Here is a 17,533-nt window from a genome sequence, read left to right as displayed (position 1 = left end):
GAGGACGCCCGGCCCATCGGACACCGTCGCCGGAACCCGCTCAAGAGAGGTGTTCGGCGACGTCCGTCGTGGAGACCATCCCCACGTAGTCGTCGTCGACCACCGGGAGGTGTTTCACGCCGTACATCGTCATCATCGCGGCGACCTCCTGCATCATGAGGTCCGGCGTCACCGTCTCGACGTCCTCGGTCATCACGTCGCGGACCGTCGTCGCCGCCGGGTCGAGCCCGTCGGCGACCGCCCCGACGACGTCGCTCTGCGTGACGATACACCCGCCGCCCGTCGTCACGACGAGCGCGCTGATTTCGTCGTCACGCATCCGTCGGGCGGCCTCCCGGAGCGGCGCGTCCGCTCCGACCGTCTCCAGCGGCGTCGACATCACGTCCGCGACGCGGGTCCTGTCGTCGAGATCCATACCCAGATGTGTGTTACCGTATCTCATTACTCTTCCGGAACGCACAACGCGGAGAGGCTCCGCCCGGACTCCAGCTCGGTCGACGTCCCCCTCGGCACTCTCTCACTTCGCCCGAGAGAGGTGTGCCGTGAGGTCCGTCGTCGAGACCATTCCGATCGGCCTGCCGTCGCCGTCGGTCACCGGGAGGTGCGTGTAGCCGTGGGCGGTCGGCTCCGCCAGCTCCGCGACGGTGTCGTCGCGCCCCACCGTGACGACGTCGGTCGTCATGAACGCCTCGACCGGCGTCCGGTCGTTCGGATCGTTGTCACGGACGAGCGTGACGAAGTCCGTCGCGGTGATGAGCCCCGCCAGCGTTCCGTCCGCCTCGACGACGAGGATCGAGCTAACGCCGGTCTCACGCATCTGCGACGCCGCGTCGGCCGCGGCGGCCCCGCGTTCGATCGTCGTGAGGTCGGTCGACATGAGCCGATCGACGGGAACGTCGTTCATGAGTTGCGATAACGCGAACCATGATAATTAATCATCCGGTCGGTCCGGCGGGCCGGCCGGCCGGCGGGCGGCAACTCACTCACCGACGAGCGCTACCTCACTCACCGACGAGCGATTCGGGGGCGCCGGCGAGGCCGACGAGCGCGTCGGCCTCGACGTGGTGGAGGTCACCGGGGATCACGAGCAGGTGGAGCGGGTCGCCGAACTCGCGGTCGGCGAGCGCGCTCAGTCGGTCGGCGGCGACGACCGCGTCCGGCGATCCCGCGCGGGCGACGACGACGCCGAGCGCGTCTCCCCACTCCTCGGCGAGCAACCCGGCGGCGACGTCCGCGGTCATGTACTCCTCGTGGTCGGGGTCGGGTCCCGTCGGTCCCGTTCCGACCTTGATGTCGAGGTAGACGACGGTGTGCAGCCCGCGCTCTCGGTTCGCTTCGATGGTCTCGACCACGCTCGCGGGGACGCCGTCGCCGCCGTGCGCGTACGGGAACGGGAGCGTCGTCGCTTTGCCGAACCGGTAGTTCTGGAGGCCGGTGAGGCTCGACGCCGCCGACTGGGCGGTCACGCCGTGGACCACCCGCGTGTCGATCCCCCGCTCCTCGGCGCGGAGGCGGAGGTCGGTGTGAGTGGTCGAGATCATCGTGTCGCCGGCGGTGAGGAAGGCGGCGTCGCCGGACGCGGCCGCCTCGAAGATCGGCTCCGGATCCCGCTCGACGCCGGCGCGGTCGCGCACCTCGATGTCGACCCCGTGGTGCGCCTCGAGGGCGGAGACGTCGGCGCCGACCAGCCGGCTGGTGTAGAACTCCGCGAAGACCCGGTCGGCCTCGCGGAGCGCCGCTCGCCCCTCGACGGTGACGGAGCGCTCGTCGTAGAGGCCGAGTCCGATGAACGTGAGCATGTCCGCGCTCGGCGCGCGCCGGCTAAAAGGGCGCGGAAACCCCGTCCGATATCGTGGAAACGTTTGACACCCTAATAGACCTTCATGATTGTCCCTTGGGATTCCATAGCAAGCCATAAGAGGGAACCAACACAACTTCCGGCCACGAGGCCCACTCGGGCTCACACACCACTATGACTGACGACGAACTCATCTGGCGGATATCGGGGGGATCCGGTGACGGGATCGCTTCGACCAGCCAGAACTTCGCGAAGGCCTTGATGCGATCGGGGCTCAACGTCTTCACGCATCGGCACTACCCGTCGCGGATCCGCGGCGGTCACACCTACACCGAGGTCCGCGCGTCGGCGGACCCCGTCGAATCCCGGGGCGACGGCTACAACTTCCTGCTCGCGCTCGGCGACTCGTTCGCCCGCAATCCGCAGGAGGAGGCCGTCTACGGCAACGAGGAGATCAAACCGCTCTCGGAGAACCTGGACGAACTCCGCGAGGGCGGCGTCATCGTCTACGACGAGGGGCTCTTGGACGCCTCCGATATCCCGGACTTCGACGAGCGCGTCGAGGAGAACGACTGGCACGTGTACCCCCTCGACCTCCGCGGGCTCGCCCGCGACATGGGTCGCGAGGTCATGCGCAACACCGCCGGCGTCGGCGCGACCTGCGCGCTGACCGGCATGGAACTCGACCACGTCGAGGACCTGATGCGCGACGCCATGCCGGAGAAGATCCTCGAGCCGAACATCGAGATCCTCGAGACCGCCTACGACCAAGTCAGCGAGGAGCACGACGTCGACGCGTCGGACGTGTCGGTCCCGGCCGGCGAACACGGCGAGACCCAGCTGCTCATGTCCGGCTCGGACGCCATCGCCTACGGCGCCATCGACGAGGGGTGCCGCTTTATCGCCGGTTACCCGATGACGCCGTGGACCGAGGTGTTCACCATCATGACGCAGAACCTGCCGAAGCTCGGCGGGATCTCCGAGCAGGTGGAAGACGAGATCGCCGCTGCCGCGCTCGCGGTGGGCGCCTCCCACGCCGGCGTCAAGGCGATGTCCGGCTCCTCCGGCGGCGGCTTCGCGCTGATGTCCGAGCCGCTCGGGCTCGCGGAGATGACGGAGACGCCGGTCGTCCTCGTCGAGGCCATGCGCGCCGGTCCCTCGACCGGGATGCCGACGAAGCCGGAGCAGTCCGACCTCGAACACGTCCTCTACACCTCGCAGGGCGACTCCCAGCGGGTCGTCCTCGCCCCGGGAACCGTCGAGGAGGCGTACGAGCAGTCGCGGCTCGCCTTCCGGCTCGCCTACGAGTACCAGATCCCGTCGATCCTCCTGTACGACCAGAAGCTCGGCGGCGAGATGACGAACGTCCCGAAGAGCCACTTCGACCGCGAGCCGAACCCGGCCCTCGGGAAGACGCTCTCGGAGGACGCGCTGGTCGACGAGCCGCACAGCGGGGACGGGAAGTTCCACCGCTTCCAGCACGACGTCGACGACGGCGTCTCGCCGCGGTCGATCCCCGGCCAGAAGGGCGGTCGCTTCCTCGCGACCGGCAACGAGCACGACCCGACCGGCCACATCAGCGAGTCCCCGGACAACCGGGTCGCGCAGATCGATCGCCGGACCCAGAAGCTGGAGGCGATCCGCGACGACCTCGACACCGTCGACACCGGCTCGTACGCCGGTCCCGGGGACGCCGAGTACGGCATCCTCACGTTCGGTAGCCAGCAGGGCACCGTCGAGGAGGCGGTCGGCCGCCTCAACGACGCCGGGGTCTCGGTGAAGTCGTACGGCGTCTCGGACATGGCGCCGTTCCCGACCGAGCAGGTCGAGGCGTTCGTCGAGAGCGTCGACGAGGTCCTCGTCGTCGAGATGACGGCGTCGGGACAGTTCCGCGGGCTCGTCCAGAAGAACCTCGGCCGCTACGGCGAGAAGCTGTCGAGCCTGCTGAAGTACAACGGGAACCCGTTCGAGCCGGCGGAGGTCGTCGACGGGTTCGAGGCCGCGATCGTCGAGGGGGACGGCGACGCGTCCGGCCACCAGACCACCTTCGTCCCAGCCGCAGGTGACTAACCAATGAGCACGTTTTCAGCGATCGGCGACGAGCGAGAGATCGACCGCGACGAGTACACCCCTAGCGTCGAGCCGCAGCCGACCTGGTGTCCGGGCTGCGGTGACTTCAGCGTCCTGAAGGCGCTGAAGCAGGCGCTGCCGGAGGTCGGGCGCACGCCCGAGGAGACCCTGCTGTGTACCGGGATCGGCTGTTCGGGTAAGCTGAACAGCTACCTCGACACGTACGGGTTCCACACGATCCACGGGCGCTCGCTGCCCGTGGCCCGCGCCGCGAAGCTCGCGAACCCCGACCTCGAAGTGATCGCCGCCGGCGGCGACGGCGACGGCTACGGGATCGGCGGGAACCACTTCGTCCACACGGCCCGGGAGAACCACGACATGACGTACATCGTGTTCAACAACGAGATCTTCGGGCTCACGAAGGGGCAGACCTCCCCGACCAGTCCGAAGGGCCACAAGTCGAAGACGCAGCCCTCGGGCAGCGCAAAGGAGCCGATCAAGCCGCTCTCGATGTCTTTGAACGCCGGCGCCTCCTACGTCGCCCGGACGGCCGCGGTGAACCCGAACCAGGCGAAGGAGATCATCACCGAGGCGATCGAACACGACGGGTTCGCGCACGTCGACTTCCTCACCCAGTGTCCGACCTGGAACAAGGACGCGCGCCAGTACGTCCCGTACATCGACGTCAACGAGTCCGACGACTACGAGTTCGACAAGACGGACCGCGTCGAGGCCGCCGAGATGATGCGCGAGACCGAGGAGTCGCTGTACGAGGGCGAAGTCCTCACCGGCCGCTTCTACGTCGACGAGGACCGCCCCTCGTACGGCGAGGAGAAGCAGGCCATCGGCGAGATGCCCGACGAACCGCTCGCCGAGCGCTACTGGGACGACGACTACGAGTGGGAGCGCTCCCACGACATGTTCCTCGACAAACACGCCTGATCGAGGCCGGCGACCGTTCACGGCGCTGCGAGTTCGTTTTTTGATTCGGAAGGTATTTTTTCATTGGTGACAAACGAAGTGATATGAGTACGGTATCGACGGAAGAGCGGATCCTCTCCGTGTTAGAAGAGGACGCGCAGGCGTCCTGCGGAGAGATCGCCGAGCGGGCGGACGTCTCGAAACCGACGGTTCGGAAGTACATCGACCGCCTCGAAGACCGGGGCGTGATCGTCGGCTACTCCGCGGAGGTCGACCCGAAGAAGCTCTCCTCGCAGTCGATCGCCATGGTGGGAATGGACGTCGATTCGGGCCAGTACGTGGAGGCCACCCGAGCGCTGAAGTCGCTCGACGAGGTCCAGGCGCTGTACACCTCCTCGGGCGACCACATGCTGATGGCCGAGGTCCGCGCCGGCGACGGCGACGAACTCGGCGACGTCATCTCCGAGAAGCTGCTCGGCGTCGACGGCGTCACCGCGGCGCACCCGTCGTTCCTCCAGGAGCGGCTGAAGTAGGCCGCCGCTCCGGTTTCCGCCGTCGCGCCCGCGTCAGGCGAGCGCTCGCGGGTCCGCGACGACGACCGACTCGTCGCCCGCCGGGCTCCGGCGGGTCCCGCGCCGCGCGAACCCGTGCGCGCTGAAAAACTCCTCCGCACTGGGGCGGTCCGGCGGGACCGTCGCGCGCAGCGTCTCGACCCCGCGGTCGGCGAGCGCGTTCCCGACGCGGGCGAGGAGCTCGTCCGCGACCCCCTCCCCCGCGCGGTTCGGGTGGACCCACAGCGCCAGCAGCTCCGCCTCCGTCCCGTCCAGATCCGGGTGTGCGATCGCCAGGCCGACGGGCCCCTCATCGCTGTCCATCAGGAAGGACCACTCCGCCTCGGCAGCGGCCTCGCGGACGCCGGCGGCCGACACGTCGAGCAAAGGCGCGCCGATGTCGTCGAACACCGTCTCCTCGCGGGCTCGCGACACCGCGGTCCGCAGCGTCTCCGCGTCGTCGGGACGAGCCGCCCGGAGCTTCATGGTCAACCGTGAGTAAAGAACGCACCTATAGGTTTCGGCGGCGGCGCGATTCGCTGCCGGCGGCGGCGCGATTCGCTGCCGGCGGCGGCCGACCAACACGGCCGGGAGCACGGAGGCGAGCGCGGGAACCGTCGGAAGCGCTACTCCACCGGTTCGATGCCGATCGCGACCGCGATACCCTCTACCTCCCACTCCTCGACGAGACCGCCGTCCGCGTCCGCCGCGTCGCTCGGGTCGTCGAGCCACGCGTCGGCGCGCACCTCGCCGGCGATCAGGTCGGCGTGGTCGTCGACGAAGCCGGCGACGCGGTCGTCGTCGACCGCGACGCCGACGCGGATCCGCGCTTCGACGTCCAGGTCGAGTTCCTTCCGCATCTCCTGGATCCGGCGGATCACGTCGCGGGCGTAGCCCTCGGACTCGATATCGGGGGTGAGGGAAGTGTCGACGTAGACGGTCCCGCCCTCGAAGTCGGCGCCGGAGACGTTCGCCGGCGGCTCCGCGACGTACTCGACCATCCCGTCGTCGAGGTCGACCGGCTCGCCGTCGACGGTCACCTCGCCGCCCTCGACCGCCGCGCGGGTCGCGCCCTGGACCGCCTCCATCACCTTCTGCGCGTCGCCGCCGAACGCCGGCCCGATGGCGGCCATCTGCGGCTCCGCGGTCTCGACCAGTTCGTCGAAGGCGTCGGTGACGACCACCTCGCGAGCGTTGACGCGGTCGGCGATCAGGGCTTCGAGCCGGTCGACCGCGGCCGCGACCGTCTCGTCATCGGTCTCGACGACCACGCGCGGCACGGGCCAGCGGAGCTTACGGCCGGCCTGCTGGCGCGCGTTCGCGGCCGCCTCCTCGACGTCGCGGAAGACCGCCACGTCGCGCTCGAGGTCGGGGTCGCGCAGGTCGGCGTCCGGTTCGGGATACGACAGCGCGTGGACCGTCGTCGCCTCGCCGTCGAGCCGCTGGTACATCCGCTCGGCGAGGTACGGCGCGATCGGCGCGAGCAGCCGGATCACCTCGTCGAGGACGGTCGCGAGCGTGGCGTACGCGCCGCGCTTCGAGGCGGAGTCGGCCTCCTCCCACATCCGGTCACGGACCGCCTTCACGTAGAACCGCGAGACGTCCTGCGTGACGAACTCGATCACGGCGTTGACCGCGTCGCTCACGCGGTAGTCGTCCCAGGCGTCGGCGACCTCGGCCTCGACGGACTGGAGCCGCGAGAGCACCCACTCGTCGACGAGCTCGAGCTCGCCGTCCGAGAGGTCGGCGTCGGCGGGGTCGTAACCGTCGAGCTCCATGTACTCCAGCGGGAACCGGAACACGTTCCAGAGGATGTTGAGCTTCCCCTGGATCTCGCCGAGCCCGTCCCACTCGAACGCGAGGTCGACCCCCTGCTGGTCGTGGCTGAGCAGGTACGTGCGGAGCGGGTCGCGCCCGGCGCGGTCGATCGCCTCCTCTGGCGTGACGATGTTGCCGACCGACTTCGACATCTTCCGCCCGTCCTCGTCGTTCGCGAAGCCGTGCATCAGCACCTCCTCGTAGGGGATCTCGCCGACCGCGGCGGTCCCCATTCCGAGCTGCGACCAGAACCAGCCGCGGGTCTGGTCGTGCGCCTCGACGACGAGGTCGGCGGGCCACAGCTCCTCGTGGGCGTCCGTCTCGCTCGGGTAGCCGAGCGTGCCCCACGTCGCGACCGAGGAGTCGAGCCACACGTCGAACACGTCCTCGACCCGGCGGTACGTCGTCCCGTCCTCGACGATCGTGAGGTCGTCGACCGAGGGGCGGTGGAGGTCGATCGACTCGGGGTCGACGTCCTCCTCGACTCGCTCGGCCAGCTCCTCGCGGGTGCCGATCACGATCATGTCCTCGTCGAGGTTCCCTGCCGCCGCGTCCTCAGGGACCCAGATGGGGATCGGGATCCCCCAGTAGCGCTGGCGGGAGACGTTCCAGTCGGGCGCGTCCTCGATGAAGTCGCGGAAGCGGTTGTCCCGCGCCCACTCGGGGTGCCACTCCGAGTCCTCCATGTTGTCGAGGAGCTCGTCTTTCACGTCCGTGATCGAGATGAACCACTGGTCGGTGACCAGCTGGATGATCCCGGTGTCACACCGCCAGCAGTGGCCGTAGCTGTGCTCGACGGTGCCGTGCGCGAGCATGTGGCCGTCCGCGACGAGGTCGTCGACGATGTCGGCGTTGGCGTCGCGCACGAACTGCCCGGCGTACTCGCCGGCCGCCTCGGTGAACTCGCCGTTGGGCGCGACCGGACAGAAGATGTCTAAGCCGAGCTCCGTGCCGCGGTGGAAGTCCTCCTCCCCGTGACCCGGCGCGGAGTGGACGAGGCCGGTGCGGTCGGCCTCGACGTAGTCGGCCGCGTACACCTCGCCGGCGCCCTCGAAGTCGGGGTACTCGGCGACGCGGTCGGCGAGCGGGTGGTCGTACGCCCAGCCGACCAGCTCGTCGCCGGTGAGCTCGGCCTCGACCTCGTAGCTCTCGTATCGGCCCTCCTGTAACACGTCCTCGACGCACTCCGCGGCGACGTAGATGAGCTCCGCCTCGCCGTCCTTCTCGGCGCGGACGGCGTTGTACGTGAACTCCTCGTCGACGGCGACGAAGGTGTTCGCGGGGACCGTCCACGGCGTCGTCGTCCAGATGACGAGACTCCCCTCCCGGTCCGCGAGCGGGAACTTCACGTAGATGGAGGGGTCCTCGACGTCCTCGTACTCGACCTCGTTGTTGGCGAGCCCCGTCTCACAGCGCGGGCACTGAGAGATGGAGCGTTTCCCCTGCTCGACGAGGCCGTTGTCGGCCACCTCGGAGAACGCCCACCAGGCGGCCTCCATGTACTCCGGCGAGATGGTCTCGTAGGGGTCGTCCCAGTCCATCCACGCGCCGATAGACTTGAAGTCCTCGTCCATCGCCGCCCGGTTCTCGAGGGCGAACTCCTTGCACTTCTCGATGAACGGCTCCATGCCGTACTCCTCGATGTCCCGCTTGTTCTCGAAGCCGAGCTCCTCCTCGACTTTCACCTCGATCGGGAGCCCGTGCATGTCGTAGCCGGGGCGGTCGGTGACGCGGTGGCCGGTCATCCGCTCGTGGCGGATGATCGCGTCCTTCAGCGTCTTGTTCCAGGCCGTCCCGAGATGCATCTGCCCGGAGGTGTACGGCGGGCCGTCCACGAAGAAGAACGGCGGGTCGTCGGCGTGCGCCTCCTTCGCCGCCTCGTAGGCGTCGTGGTCGTCCCAGTACTCGTCGACCGCGGCCTCGACGTCCGCGGGCGCGTACTGGTCGTCGATCTGCTCCATACGCGTTGGTCTGCGCGCGCGTATTTGAATACGGCGGAGTCGTGGGAACGGTTCAGCGGCCGGGGGACGGGACAAGACACTACTGCCGGGAGCCGAACGCTCCGGACATGGAGACCCCGCGAGTCGTGCGCGAGAACCTCGGGTACGCGCTCCTCGGCGGGCCGGCGCTGGCCGCCGTCTCGTTCGTCGCCGGCGCTGAGTTCCTCGGCGCGGCCGCGGGCGTCGTCGTCGCGGCCGCGACGTACGCGCTCGGCTGGGCGCTCTCGGCGCGGCGGTCCGAGTCGGCGGCGGCGCGGTCGGCGGCGGCGCAGTCAGCGGCGGACGCGGACGGCGATCGCGAGCGTCGCGAGCGAGAGGCCGAGGCGGAGAAGGGCGGCTACGGCGGGGGCGGCGGCGGGTAGCGGTCGAGGCCGCCGTCGCTCATCGCGGAGCGGCGGAGTCGCCGCTCACCGCGGGTCGGGCGCGCCGTCGGAGAAGTAGTCGGCGAGCCGCTCGGCGGCCTCCGTCGCGCGCGGCGTCACCAGGGCGAACCGGACCCACTCGTCGCGAGCGGTGCCGAACGCGTCGCCCGGCATCCCCGCGACGCCCGCCTCGTCGACCAGGCGCTTGACGTTCGCCATCGTGCCGGGGAATCCCTCGAAGCGCGCGAGGACGTAGAAGGCGCCCGCCGGACGGCTGTACTCCGCGCCCGCCGCGTCGAGCGCGTCGGTGAACGCGTCGACGCGGTCCGCGAGCAGGCCGCGCGCCTCGGCGTAGTAGCGCTGCGGCGTTTCGGCGAGCGCGTGAGACACCGCGTACTGGGAGGGGCGCGCCCCGGCGACGTTCACGAGCATGTGTCGCGTCTTGGCGTCACCGACGTGCGCCTCCGGGAAGACCCCGTAGCCGACGCGGAACCCCGTGATCGCCATCGACTTCGAGAAGCCGCCGGTGACTATCACGCGGTCCGAATCGAGCGTCAGCGCCGACTCGAACGAGCCGGAGAGGTCGAACCGGTCGTACACCTCGTCGACGACGACGAGCGCGTCGACCGCCTCCGCGATACCGACGACCTCGCGGACCGCGTCGAGGTCGTACACCGCCCCAGTGGGGTTGTTCGGCGTGTTGAGGACGATGAGGGCGGTGTCCGCGCTCGCGGCCTCGCGGACCGCGTCCACGTCGAGGCTTCCGTCGCGGGCGGTCGGCACGAGCGTCGGCTCCCCGCCGAGCAGGTGGGTCTTTCCGGGATAGTACGGGTACACGGGGTCCATGAGCAGCGCCTCGTCGCCGGCGCCGCGGTCGAGGGCGCGCGCCATGGCGAGGTAGTTCGCCTCGCCGGTGCCGTTGGTGACGACCACGCGGTCGGGGGCGACGCCCTCGCGGGTCGCGATGGCCTCCCGGAGCTCGCGGAGCCCCTCGCTCGGCGGGTACTGGAAGTCGGCGGGCGGGAGGTCGGCGTACTCGCGGAGCGCCTCGCGCAGCGCGGCGGGCGGCTCCCAGTCGGGGTTGCCGCTCACCATGTCGATGACGTCGCCGTCGGCGGCCGCGGCGTACTGCATCACGTGGAAGAACTTCGGCTCCTCGTACTCCATACGGTCGGGTCGGGCGCGCCCGCCGTGGCTCTTTCGACCCGCGAGCGGCGCCGCGGGCGGAGCGGGGCGTCGCGGGGCGGAGCGCCGCGGGGCGGAGCGCCGCGGAGCGGGGCGTCGCGGGCGGGGCGGGCGAGGCGGGGCTCGCGGGCGGAGCGGGCGGAGTACGCCCGCCGTACCGGCGTCGCCGCGATCCGGTGGTTTGACCTGCCGACGCGCAGAGCGAGCGGTATGAACAAACGCGGCCACGTCCTCAACGGCCTGCTGCTCGCGCTGGGACTCGGGTTCATCGTCGAACCCGGGCTCGGCGCCGCGACCGCGACGACCGTCGCCGAGATCACCGTTCCGGTCGTGTTGGGGGCGCTGTTCCCCGACGTCGACACCGCATTCGGGCGCCACCGGAAGACGCTCCACAGCCTCCCCGTGCTGGCCGTCTTCCTCGCGTACCCGATACTCTTCGGGAACCTCCAGTACGTGTGGATCGGGGTGTTGACGCACTACGTTCTCGACGTGGTCGGAAGCCGGCGAGGGATCGCGCTGTTCCACCCGCTCTCGGACCGGGAGTTCGGGATGCCGACCGGCGTGACGACGAGCAGCAAGTACGCCGACCTCGTCACCGTGATCGTCACCGGGATCGAGCTGGCGGCGTTCTGGGCCATCCACACCTACGTCGTCACCCTCGACCTCGACCTGTCCGCGGCCTCGCAGGCCGCGACCGGATTCGGGCTGTAGCCCGTCCGACCCGTCGCCGGGTGCGCCTAGCGACCGCCGGCCGGTCGTCTCAGTCGTAGACGCTCACGTCGTCGAACCGGCCCTCGTAGGCGACGTTCGACGGGAGGGTGGGCTCGTTGCCGGAGAGGAACATCCGGTCGAGCTTCGCCCACGTGTTCTCGTAGCCGAGGTGCGCGAACTCGATAAGCCCGCGGATCCGGTGCCCGGCGCCGCCCCGGTGGATCACCTTTCGGGGGCGCCGTTCGCGGAACGCGTCGACGATCGCTTCCGCCTCGTCGAGGTCGTCCTCGAAGGCCGTCCACGCCTCGCCGACCGTCGCGGGAAGGTGGGCGTACGACGAGCCGAAGCCGGCGCAGTCGGTCGCTTCGGCGGTCCGACGCGCCCGGGCGTTCTGGTGAGGAAGGAGCTTGGTGTTGTACGTCTCGACGGCGTCGATCCGCTCGGCGTGCGCGTCGACTTCGGGCCGCGTGAGCGAGATGGTGGCGAAGCCCGGGTGGGGGACGAGCACGGCGGCGTCCTGACGCTCGAACTCGGCCATCGCGCCCTCGAAGGTGATGTAGTCGGGGACCGGCTCGGAGAGCCCGATCACGAGGAGGTGCCGTCGGTTGCCCCAGTCGCCGGTGAACACCTCGCGACCTGGGACGACCGTCAGCTCGTCGTCGGAGTACCGGGCCGCCCGCTCGCGGACCGTCGGGAGCCGCGTGAAGTGCGGCGCGTACACGAGCGCGTCGATCCCGCGGGCCTTCGCGCGGGCGACGACCTCGTCGTCGAGCACCTTGACGTGGGCGTCGACGCGCGTTCTCGGTCGGGTCACGATGGGACGGTCGTCGCGCCCGCGCAAAGGCGTATCGTTCGACGACGGCGGTGCCGCGATCGCAGGTCCGTCGCCGGGTCGCGTGACGCGACGACGCGGCGACCCGGCGAGGCCGCGACGAGGAGCCGACGGTTTGGGAAACCGTTAATCCCCCTCGGGCGAGTGTTCGGGTATGGCCCCTCGCTGGACGTGCGGCATCGGCGACTGCGACGCCGGCTTCGACGACGTGGAAGCGGCGATCGTCCACCAGACGAACGACCACCAGCGCCACGAGTGTAAGGTGTGCGGGACCATCGTCCCCGACGGCTACTTCGCGATCCGCCACGCGTTCGACGAGCACACCCGCGCGGAGTTCGTCCGCGCGTACGACGCCGACTCGGCGGCCGTCCGCCGCCGCGAGGAGATCAAAGGCGAAATCGAGGCCGCGGCCGACCTCCAGCGGGTGGTCGAAGAGCTCGATCAGGGCGTCTAACCGGACCGTCGACCCCGCGTCACAGGACCCGCTTCCCGAAGGCGCTCGCGGCCAGTTCCGTCGCCAGCTCGGCCGTCTCGTTGTGTTGGTCCAGCGTCGGATTCACCTCGACGATCTCCATCGACCGGAGCGCGTCGGTCTCGTCGACGATCTCCATCGCGCTGTGCGCCTCGCGGTAGGTGACCCCGCCGCGGACGGGCGTCCCGACGCCGGGCGCGGCGTTCGGGTCGAGCCAGTCCAGATCGAGGCTAACGTGGATCCCGTCGACGCCCGCGGACGCGACGGAGAGCGCCTCCTCCGTGACCTCCGTGATCCCCCGCTCGTCGATGTCGGACATCGTGTACGCGGCGAAGCCGCGCTCCCTGATCAGCGCCGCCTCCGCCTCGTCGACCGAGCGGAGCCCGACGAGCGCGACGTTCTCCGGAGAGAGTCCCGGCGCGGTCGCCCACTCGGAGTCCGCGAACTCGTCGATCCCGAGCGCGGCGGCGAGCGGCATGCCGTGGACGTTGCCCGAGGGCGTCGTTGAGGGGGTGTTGAGGTCGGCGTGCGCGTCGAACCACACGGCGCCGATCTCCGCGTCGCGCGCCGACCCGGAGAGGCTCCCGATGGCGATGGAGTGGTCGCCGCCGAGCGCGAGCGGCACCTCGCCGTCCGCGAGCGTCGCGGCGACCTCGTCGCCGAGCCGGCGGCAGACGTCGGCCGTCTCGCGGAGGAACTTCGCCTTCCCCTCGCTGGGGGCGTCGGCGTCCGGGTCGCGCTCCTCGGCCCGCGGGACGAGGAGGTCGCCCGCGTCCACCGTCTCGACGCCCGCGCCGGCGAGCTGGTCGGCGAGCCCGCCGTACCGGATCGCGGACGGCCCCATATCGACGCCGCGTCGGTTCGCCCCGTAGTCGGTCGGCGCGCCGATGATCCTGACCGTGGTCATACCGGCTACGCGGCGCGCCGGCGCTTCAATGGTGGGGATCGACGCGCTCCCGTCGGCACCGGTCCGTCGGTGGTCCCGCGCGCCCGCCTCGCCGGATCGGACACCGTTTTGCGCCCGGCCCGCCACGGAGCGAGTATGAGCAGCTCCGATCCCCGCTCGGTCGATCCCGGCGACATCGAGCCGATCGGCGCGACGATCGCGGTCGCGTTCACCGGCGCGGCGATCGGACTCGCCGGCGCCGCGGCCTCGTTCGTCGCCCCCGACCTCGGCCTCGCCCTGATCGGCGTCGGCGTCGTCGTCGCGCTCTCGAGTCCGCTCGCGTACGTCCGGATGAAGCGGCTTCACGGCGAGTGAACCGGATCGGTCGGAATCGACCGCGTCCGGCGGTCGAGGCGGAATCCACGGGATCGTTTATAAAAGAGTTCCATCGCATTTAAGCGGGGGCGCGGTGTATTCGCCACCATGTCATCGATCGAGCTCACGTCGAGCCAGAAGAGCATCCTCACGGCCCTCATCAACCTGTACGGGGAACGGGAGGACGCCGTGAAAGGCGAGGCGATCGCCGAGGAGGTCGACCGCAACCCGGGGACGATCCGAAACCAGATGCAGAGCCTCAAGGCCCTCCAGCTGGTCGAAGGGGTACCCGGTCCGAAGGGCGGCTACAAGCCCACCTCGAACGCCTACGAGGCGCTCGACATCCAGCGCATGGACGAGCCGGCAGACGTCCCGATCTTCCACGAGGGCGAGGAGGTCGAAGGCGTCAACGTCGACGGGATCGACCTCTCCAGCGTCCACCACCCGGAGCTGTGTCGCGCCGAGATCCACGTCCAGGGCTCGGTCCGCGACTTCCACGAGGGCGACAGCGTCACCGTCGGTCCGACGCCGCTCTCGAAGCTCGTCGTCGACGGCACCGTCGACGGCAAAGACGACACGGCGAACACGCTCATCCTGCGGATCGACGACATGCGAGCGCCCGACGAGCCGGCCGAGCACTGACTGCGGAAACGAGGTTCAGGCCGCTTCGGAACTCGTTCTACCGGGAATAAGGGACTGACTCGTCGACGAGAAGAGTCGGAGGTCGGAACCGAAGGCCGCGTCGGTGAGAGGAGTCGCCCGCGCTTACATATCGCCGAACGCGCCGACGGCGCGGCCCGCGGAGGAGACCTTGTTGATCCAGCGCGTGGCGATGGCCTTCTTCAGCAGCTTCGCGGGCGTGCCGCCGAACGTCTTGATCGGCATGCCCATCACGTCGTGGGCGACCGCCTCCTCGCCGACGGAGATGACGGTCCCCTTGTCCTTGTGGGTCCACGAGCGAAGCGGCGCGCCGCGAGCGGCGCGAGCGAGGTTCTCGCCCGCGACCTCGGCGGCCTGCCAGGCGGCCTGCGCGGTCGGCGGGGCGACGTCGTCGTCGCCCTGCTCGACGAGGGCGGTGTCGCCGATGGCGAACACGCGGTCGTCGCTCGTGGCGAAGTCGGAGCCGGCGTGGACGCGGTTCGAGCGGTCGTCCTTCTCGACGTCGACGCTCTCCAGCTCGGGCTGGCCCGTGATGCCGCCGGTCCAGATCAGCACGTCGTAGCCGAGTTCCTCCGGTTCCTCGTCGTCGCCGCCGCCGAGGTAGACCGCGTCCTCGTCGGCCTTCGAGATGAAGTCGCCGGTGAGGATCTCGACGTCCGCGTCCTCCAGCCGCTGGCGGAGCGCGCCCTGGATCTGCGGGTCGTTCCCGGGGAAGACCTCGTCGAGGCCCTCGACGAGCTTGATCTCGATCGGCGCGCGGTGTTTGTCGCGGTACTCGGCGATCTCGCCCGCGGTCTGGATGCCGGAGAGGCCGGCGCCGCCGACGATGACCTCGACGGGATCGGACCGGGTCGCCTCGGCGGCCGCCTCGCGGACATCCTCGTGGATCGCCTTGGCGTCGTCGAGCCCCTTCAGCTGGTGGGCGTTCTCCTCGAGCCCCTCGATGCCGAAGAAGGCGGTCGTTGAGCCGACGCCCAAGAGGAGGTAGTCGTAGTCGACGGCCGTCCCGTCGTCGGTCTCGACGACGCGCTCGTCGGTGTCGACGTCGACGACGCGGCCCTTGACGAAGTCGGACTGAGCCGACTTGATCTCGTCGACGGGGATCGTGATCTTGTCTTCGACCGTGGGGTTGCGGATCGCGCGGTGGACCTCGTGTAAGACGAGGTGGTAGTCGTGTTCCGAGATCCACGTGAGCTCGGCCTCTCCCTCGCCGACCTCGTCTTCGAACGCCTTCACCGCCCCTGCCCCGGCGTACCCGGAGCCGACGACGACGACCTGTGTACTCATGCGTGTAGCTCCGCGGTGCGCAGATAAAGTCGCTTTGGAACGGTCGCGTATCGCGAACGCAGCGCGGACACGAGCCCGCTACAGCGAGAGACCGGCGTGCCAGCGGTCCGCGCCCGCCTCGCGTTTCACCTCGTCCATCCGCGCGAGCAGCTTCACCGCCAGGCTCGCGGTCTCGGCCGCGCGCGACTCGCCCTCCGTCCGGAACTCGCCGGTGATCCGGTTCGCGTAGACGGAGCAGACCGCGCCGGCCCGGAGGCCGTACACGTTCGCGATCGTGAGGATCGCGGACGCCTCCATCTCGATGTTCTTCACGTTCGCGTTCTGAAGCTCCGCGACCAGTTCGTCCGAGCCGGCGGCCTCGAACCCTTCGAACCCGGCGCGACCCTGCCCGGCGTAGAAGGAGTCGGCGCTCATCGTGACGCCGGTGTGGTAGTCGTGACCGAGTCGCTCGGCGGCGGCGACGAGCGCGGAGACGACCTCGCCGTCGGCGGTCGCGGGGTAGTCCTCGCGGACGTACTCGTCGCTCGTCCCCTCCTGTCGGACGCCGCCGGTCGTGATCACCAGGTCCCCCACGTCCATCTCCGGCTGGATCGCGCCGCAGGACCCGACCCGAATGAACGTGTCGACGCCGACGCGCGCGAGCTCCTCGACCGCGATGGCGGCCGACGGCGAGCCGATCCCGGTGGAGGTGACGGAGATCGGGGCCCCGTCGTAGCTCCCGGTCGCGGTGCGGTACTCGCGGTGGCGCGCGACCTCCTCGGACTCGTCCCACAGCGCCGTGATCTTGTCGACGCGCTCCGGGTTCCCCGGGAGGAGGACCGCGTTCGCGACGTCTTCGGGCGCGGCCTCGACGTGGTAGCCGGCGCCGTCGTTCGGGTCCTCGCTCTCGGCGTCGGCGGCCGGGGAGTCCGCGTCGGGTTCGTCGGTCATGTCCCCGCGGTTGGAGGAGCCGTCTCAAACCAGTTCCGGCTCGCGACGGGGACGGCACCTTATCGACCGGCTCGCACATCTCCGGCGGCGTGGCACGGCGGTGGGATCTGAGTCGCGGTCGGCCCCCGCCCCCCGTAACGCCGGCGAGAATGCCGGACCGAGATCCGCGGCGCGGCCGACGCGTCGCCCGCGCCGCGTCAGTTCGCTTCCGGGTCGCCGTCGGCCGCGTCGGCCGCGGTCGCCGCCGCGTCGTCGAGCGTCCCCTCGGAGATGGTGTTCGGGAGCAGTTCGCCCAGCGTGTACTCCGTGACCGCGTCGTCGCCCTCGTCGCAGGCGACGACGAGGTCGTCGGCCGCGAACTCCGCGAGCGTCTGCCGGCACATCCCGCAGGGCGTGACGCCGTCGCGGACGCCGGAGGAGACCGCGATCCGGTCGAACTCGCGGTGACCGTTCTTCACCGCCTCCGCCATTGCGACCTCCTCGGCGTGGAGGCTGTTGGAGTAGTTCGCGTTCTCGATGTTACAGCCGGTGTAGACGGTGCCGTCGGCGGTCCGGAGCGCGGCGCCGACGCGGTACTCGGAGTACGGGACGTGGGCGGCCGCTAAGGCGTCGCGCGCCGCGGCGATCAGCTCGTCATCGTCCATACCGACGGATGACGCGGCGCGCCGATAACTG

General features: G+C 70.1%; 19 protein-coding genes. 8 read left to right on the top strand and 11 right to left on the bottom strand.

Annotated elements, in window-relative coordinates; all coding sequences use genetic code 11:
* Positions 1-40 precede the first annotated feature (40 nt).
* The 3 genes from BM286_RS08970 to dph5 form a co-directional block, all read right to left on the bottom strand.
* A complete protein-coding gene (locus tag BM286_RS08970) occupies positions 41-415 on the bottom strand; it encodes a CBS domain-containing protein (RefSeq protein ID WP_092921209.1) in 375 nt (124 codons plus the stop codon).
* A 102-nt stretch (positions 416-517) separates the two neighbouring features.
* Positions 518-904: a CBS domain-containing protein gene (locus BM286_RS08965; protein ID WP_092921208.1), complete on the bottom strand. Its 387-nt coding sequence runs from the start codon at positions 902-904 to the stop codon at positions 518-520.
* 97 nt (positions 905-1,001) lie between these two features.
* Positions 1,002-1,799, bottom strand: a complete 798-nt coding sequence (gene dph5 / locus BM286_RS08960; RefSeq protein WP_092921207.1) for a diphthine synthase — start codon at positions 1,797-1,799, stop codon at positions 1,002-1,004.
* 173 nt (positions 1,800-1,972) lie between these two features.
* Between dph5 and BM286_RS08955 the strand changes: the two genes are divergently transcribed.
* The 3 genes from BM286_RS08955 to lrpA1 all read left to right on the top strand — a co-directional run bounded on the left by BM286_RS08955 (position 1,973) and on the right by lrpA1 (position 5,322).
* Complete coding sequence (locus BM286_RS08955; protein ID WP_092921206.1) at positions 1,973-3,868, top strand: 2-oxoacid:acceptor oxidoreductase subunit alpha; 1,896 nt, start codon at positions 1,973-1,975, stop codon at positions 3,866-3,868.
* A 3-nt stretch (positions 3,869-3,871) separates the two neighbouring features.
* Positions 3,872-4,810: a thiamine pyrophosphate-dependent enzyme gene (locus BM286_RS08950; protein WP_092921205.1), complete on the top strand. Its 939-nt coding sequence runs from the start codon at positions 3,872-3,874 to the stop codon at positions 4,808-4,810.
* A gap of 83 nt (positions 4,811-4,893) precedes the next feature.
* Positions 4,894-5,322, top strand: coding sequence for an HTH-type transcriptional regulator LrpA1 (gene lrpA1, locus BM286_RS08945; RefSeq protein ID WP_092921204.1), 429 nt, complete (start codon positions 4,894-4,896; stop codon positions 5,320-5,322).
* A gap of 33 nt (positions 5,323-5,355) precedes the next feature.
* On the opposite strand, the gene BM286_RS08940 is transcribed toward lrpA1, so the two are convergent.
* Together BM286_RS08940 and ileS are read right to left on the bottom strand one after the other, a co-directional pair.
* The gene (locus BM286_RS08940; RefSeq protein WP_092921203.1) at positions 5,356-5,826 is read right to left on the bottom strand and encodes a GNAT family N-acetyltransferase; all 471 of its coding nucleotides are present in this window, start codon (positions 5,824-5,826) and stop codon (positions 5,356-5,358) included.
* A gap of 140 nt (positions 5,827-5,966) precedes the next feature.
* Entirely contained in the window at positions 5,967-9,119 is a 3,153-nt protein-coding gene (gene ileS / locus BM286_RS08935) for an isoleucine--tRNA ligase (RefSeq protein ID WP_092921202.1), read from the bottom strand.
* Between the two features lie 107 nt (positions 9,120-9,226).
* Between ileS and BM286_RS08930 the strand changes: the two genes are divergently transcribed.
* Positions 9,227-9,520: a hypothetical protein gene (locus tag BM286_RS08930; protein WP_092921201.1), complete on the top strand. Its 294-nt coding sequence runs from the start codon at positions 9,227-9,229 to the stop codon at positions 9,518-9,520.
* Positions 9,521-9,565: 45 nt separating this feature from the next.
* On the opposite strand, the gene BM286_RS08925 is transcribed toward BM286_RS08930, so the two are convergent.
* On the bottom strand, positions 9,566-10,687 hold the full coding sequence (locus BM286_RS08925) for a pyridoxal phosphate-dependent aminotransferase (RefSeq protein ID WP_092921200.1): 1,122 nt from the start codon (positions 10,685-10,687) through the stop codon (positions 9,566-9,568).
* A gap of 228 nt (positions 10,688-10,915) precedes the next feature.
* Between BM286_RS08925 and BM286_RS08920 the strand changes: the two genes are divergently transcribed.
* Positions 10,916-11,416 (top strand): metal-dependent hydrolase, encoded by a 501-nt coding sequence (locus BM286_RS08920; protein ID WP_092921199.1) that lies wholly within the window; start codon positions 10,916-10,918, stop codon positions 11,414-11,416.
* A gap of 49 nt (positions 11,417-11,465) precedes the next feature.
* Here BM286_RS08920 and BM286_RS08915 read toward each other — a convergent pair whose 3' ends face one another.
* Positions 11,466-12,257: a PHP-associated domain-containing protein gene (locus BM286_RS08915; RefSeq protein ID WP_092921198.1), complete on the bottom strand. Its 792-nt coding sequence runs from the start codon at positions 12,255-12,257 to the stop codon at positions 11,466-11,468.
* Positions 12,258-12,402: 145 nt separating this feature from the next.
* On the opposite strand from BM286_RS08915, the gene BM286_RS08910 reads away from it, so the two are divergent.
* Complete coding sequence (locus tag BM286_RS08910) at positions 12,403-12,702, top strand: DUF7565 family protein (protein WP_092921197.1); 300 nt, start codon at positions 12,403-12,405, stop codon at positions 12,700-12,702.
* Positions 12,703-12,721: 19 nt separating this feature from the next.
* Here the strand turns inward: BM286_RS08910 and rocF are convergent, their stop codons facing one another.
* Positions 12,722-13,627, bottom strand: coding sequence for an arginase (gene rocF, locus BM286_RS08905; protein ID WP_092921196.1), 906 nt, complete (start codon positions 13,625-13,627; stop codon positions 12,722-12,724).
* Positions 13,628-13,762: 135 nt separating this feature from the next.
* Between rocF and BM286_RS08900 the strand changes: the two genes are divergently transcribed.
* Together BM286_RS08900 and BM286_RS08895 are read left to right on the top strand one after the other, a co-directional pair.
* A complete protein-coding gene (locus BM286_RS08900) occupies positions 13,763-13,981 on the top strand; it encodes a hypothetical protein (RefSeq protein WP_092921195.1) in 219 nt (72 codons plus the stop codon).
* Between the two features lie 108 nt (positions 13,982-14,089).
* The gene (locus BM286_RS08895; RefSeq protein ID WP_092921194.1) at positions 14,090-14,623 is read left to right on the top strand and encodes an Rrf2 family transcriptional regulator; all 534 of its coding nucleotides are present in this window, start codon (positions 14,090-14,092) and stop codon (positions 14,621-14,623) included.
* 123 nt (positions 14,624-14,746) lie between these two features.
* Here BM286_RS08895 and BM286_RS08890 read toward each other — a convergent pair whose 3' ends face one another.
* The 3 genes from BM286_RS08890 to cdd form a co-directional block, all read right to left on the bottom strand.
* Positions 14,747-15,928 carry an NAD(P)/FAD-dependent oxidoreductase gene (locus BM286_RS08890; protein ID WP_092921193.1) on the bottom strand — a complete coding sequence of 394 codons (1,182 nt, stop codon included), beginning with the start codon at positions 15,926-15,928 and terminating at the stop codon, positions 14,747-14,749.
* A gap of 78 nt (positions 15,929-16,006) precedes the next feature.
* Entirely contained in the window at positions 16,007-16,858 is an 852-nt protein-coding gene (locus tag BM286_RS08885; protein WP_092921192.1) for a nucleoside phosphorylase, read from the bottom strand.
* Between the two features lie 197 nt (positions 16,859-17,055).
* Positions 17,056-17,502 (bottom strand): cytidine deaminase, encoded by a 447-nt coding sequence (cdd, locus tag BM286_RS08880; protein WP_092921191.1) that lies wholly within the window; start codon positions 17,500-17,502, stop codon positions 17,056-17,058.
* Positions 17,503-17,533: the final 31 nt, after the last annotated feature.

The sequence above is a fragment of the Halorubrum sodomense genome, assembly GCF_900111935.1.
GTDB lineage: Archaea > Halobacteriota > Halobacteria > Halobacteriales > Haloferacaceae > Halorubrum > Halorubrum sodomense.
Note: the sequence above shows the minus strand (reverse complement) of the source record. Positions and strands in the feature narration are given on the sequence as shown.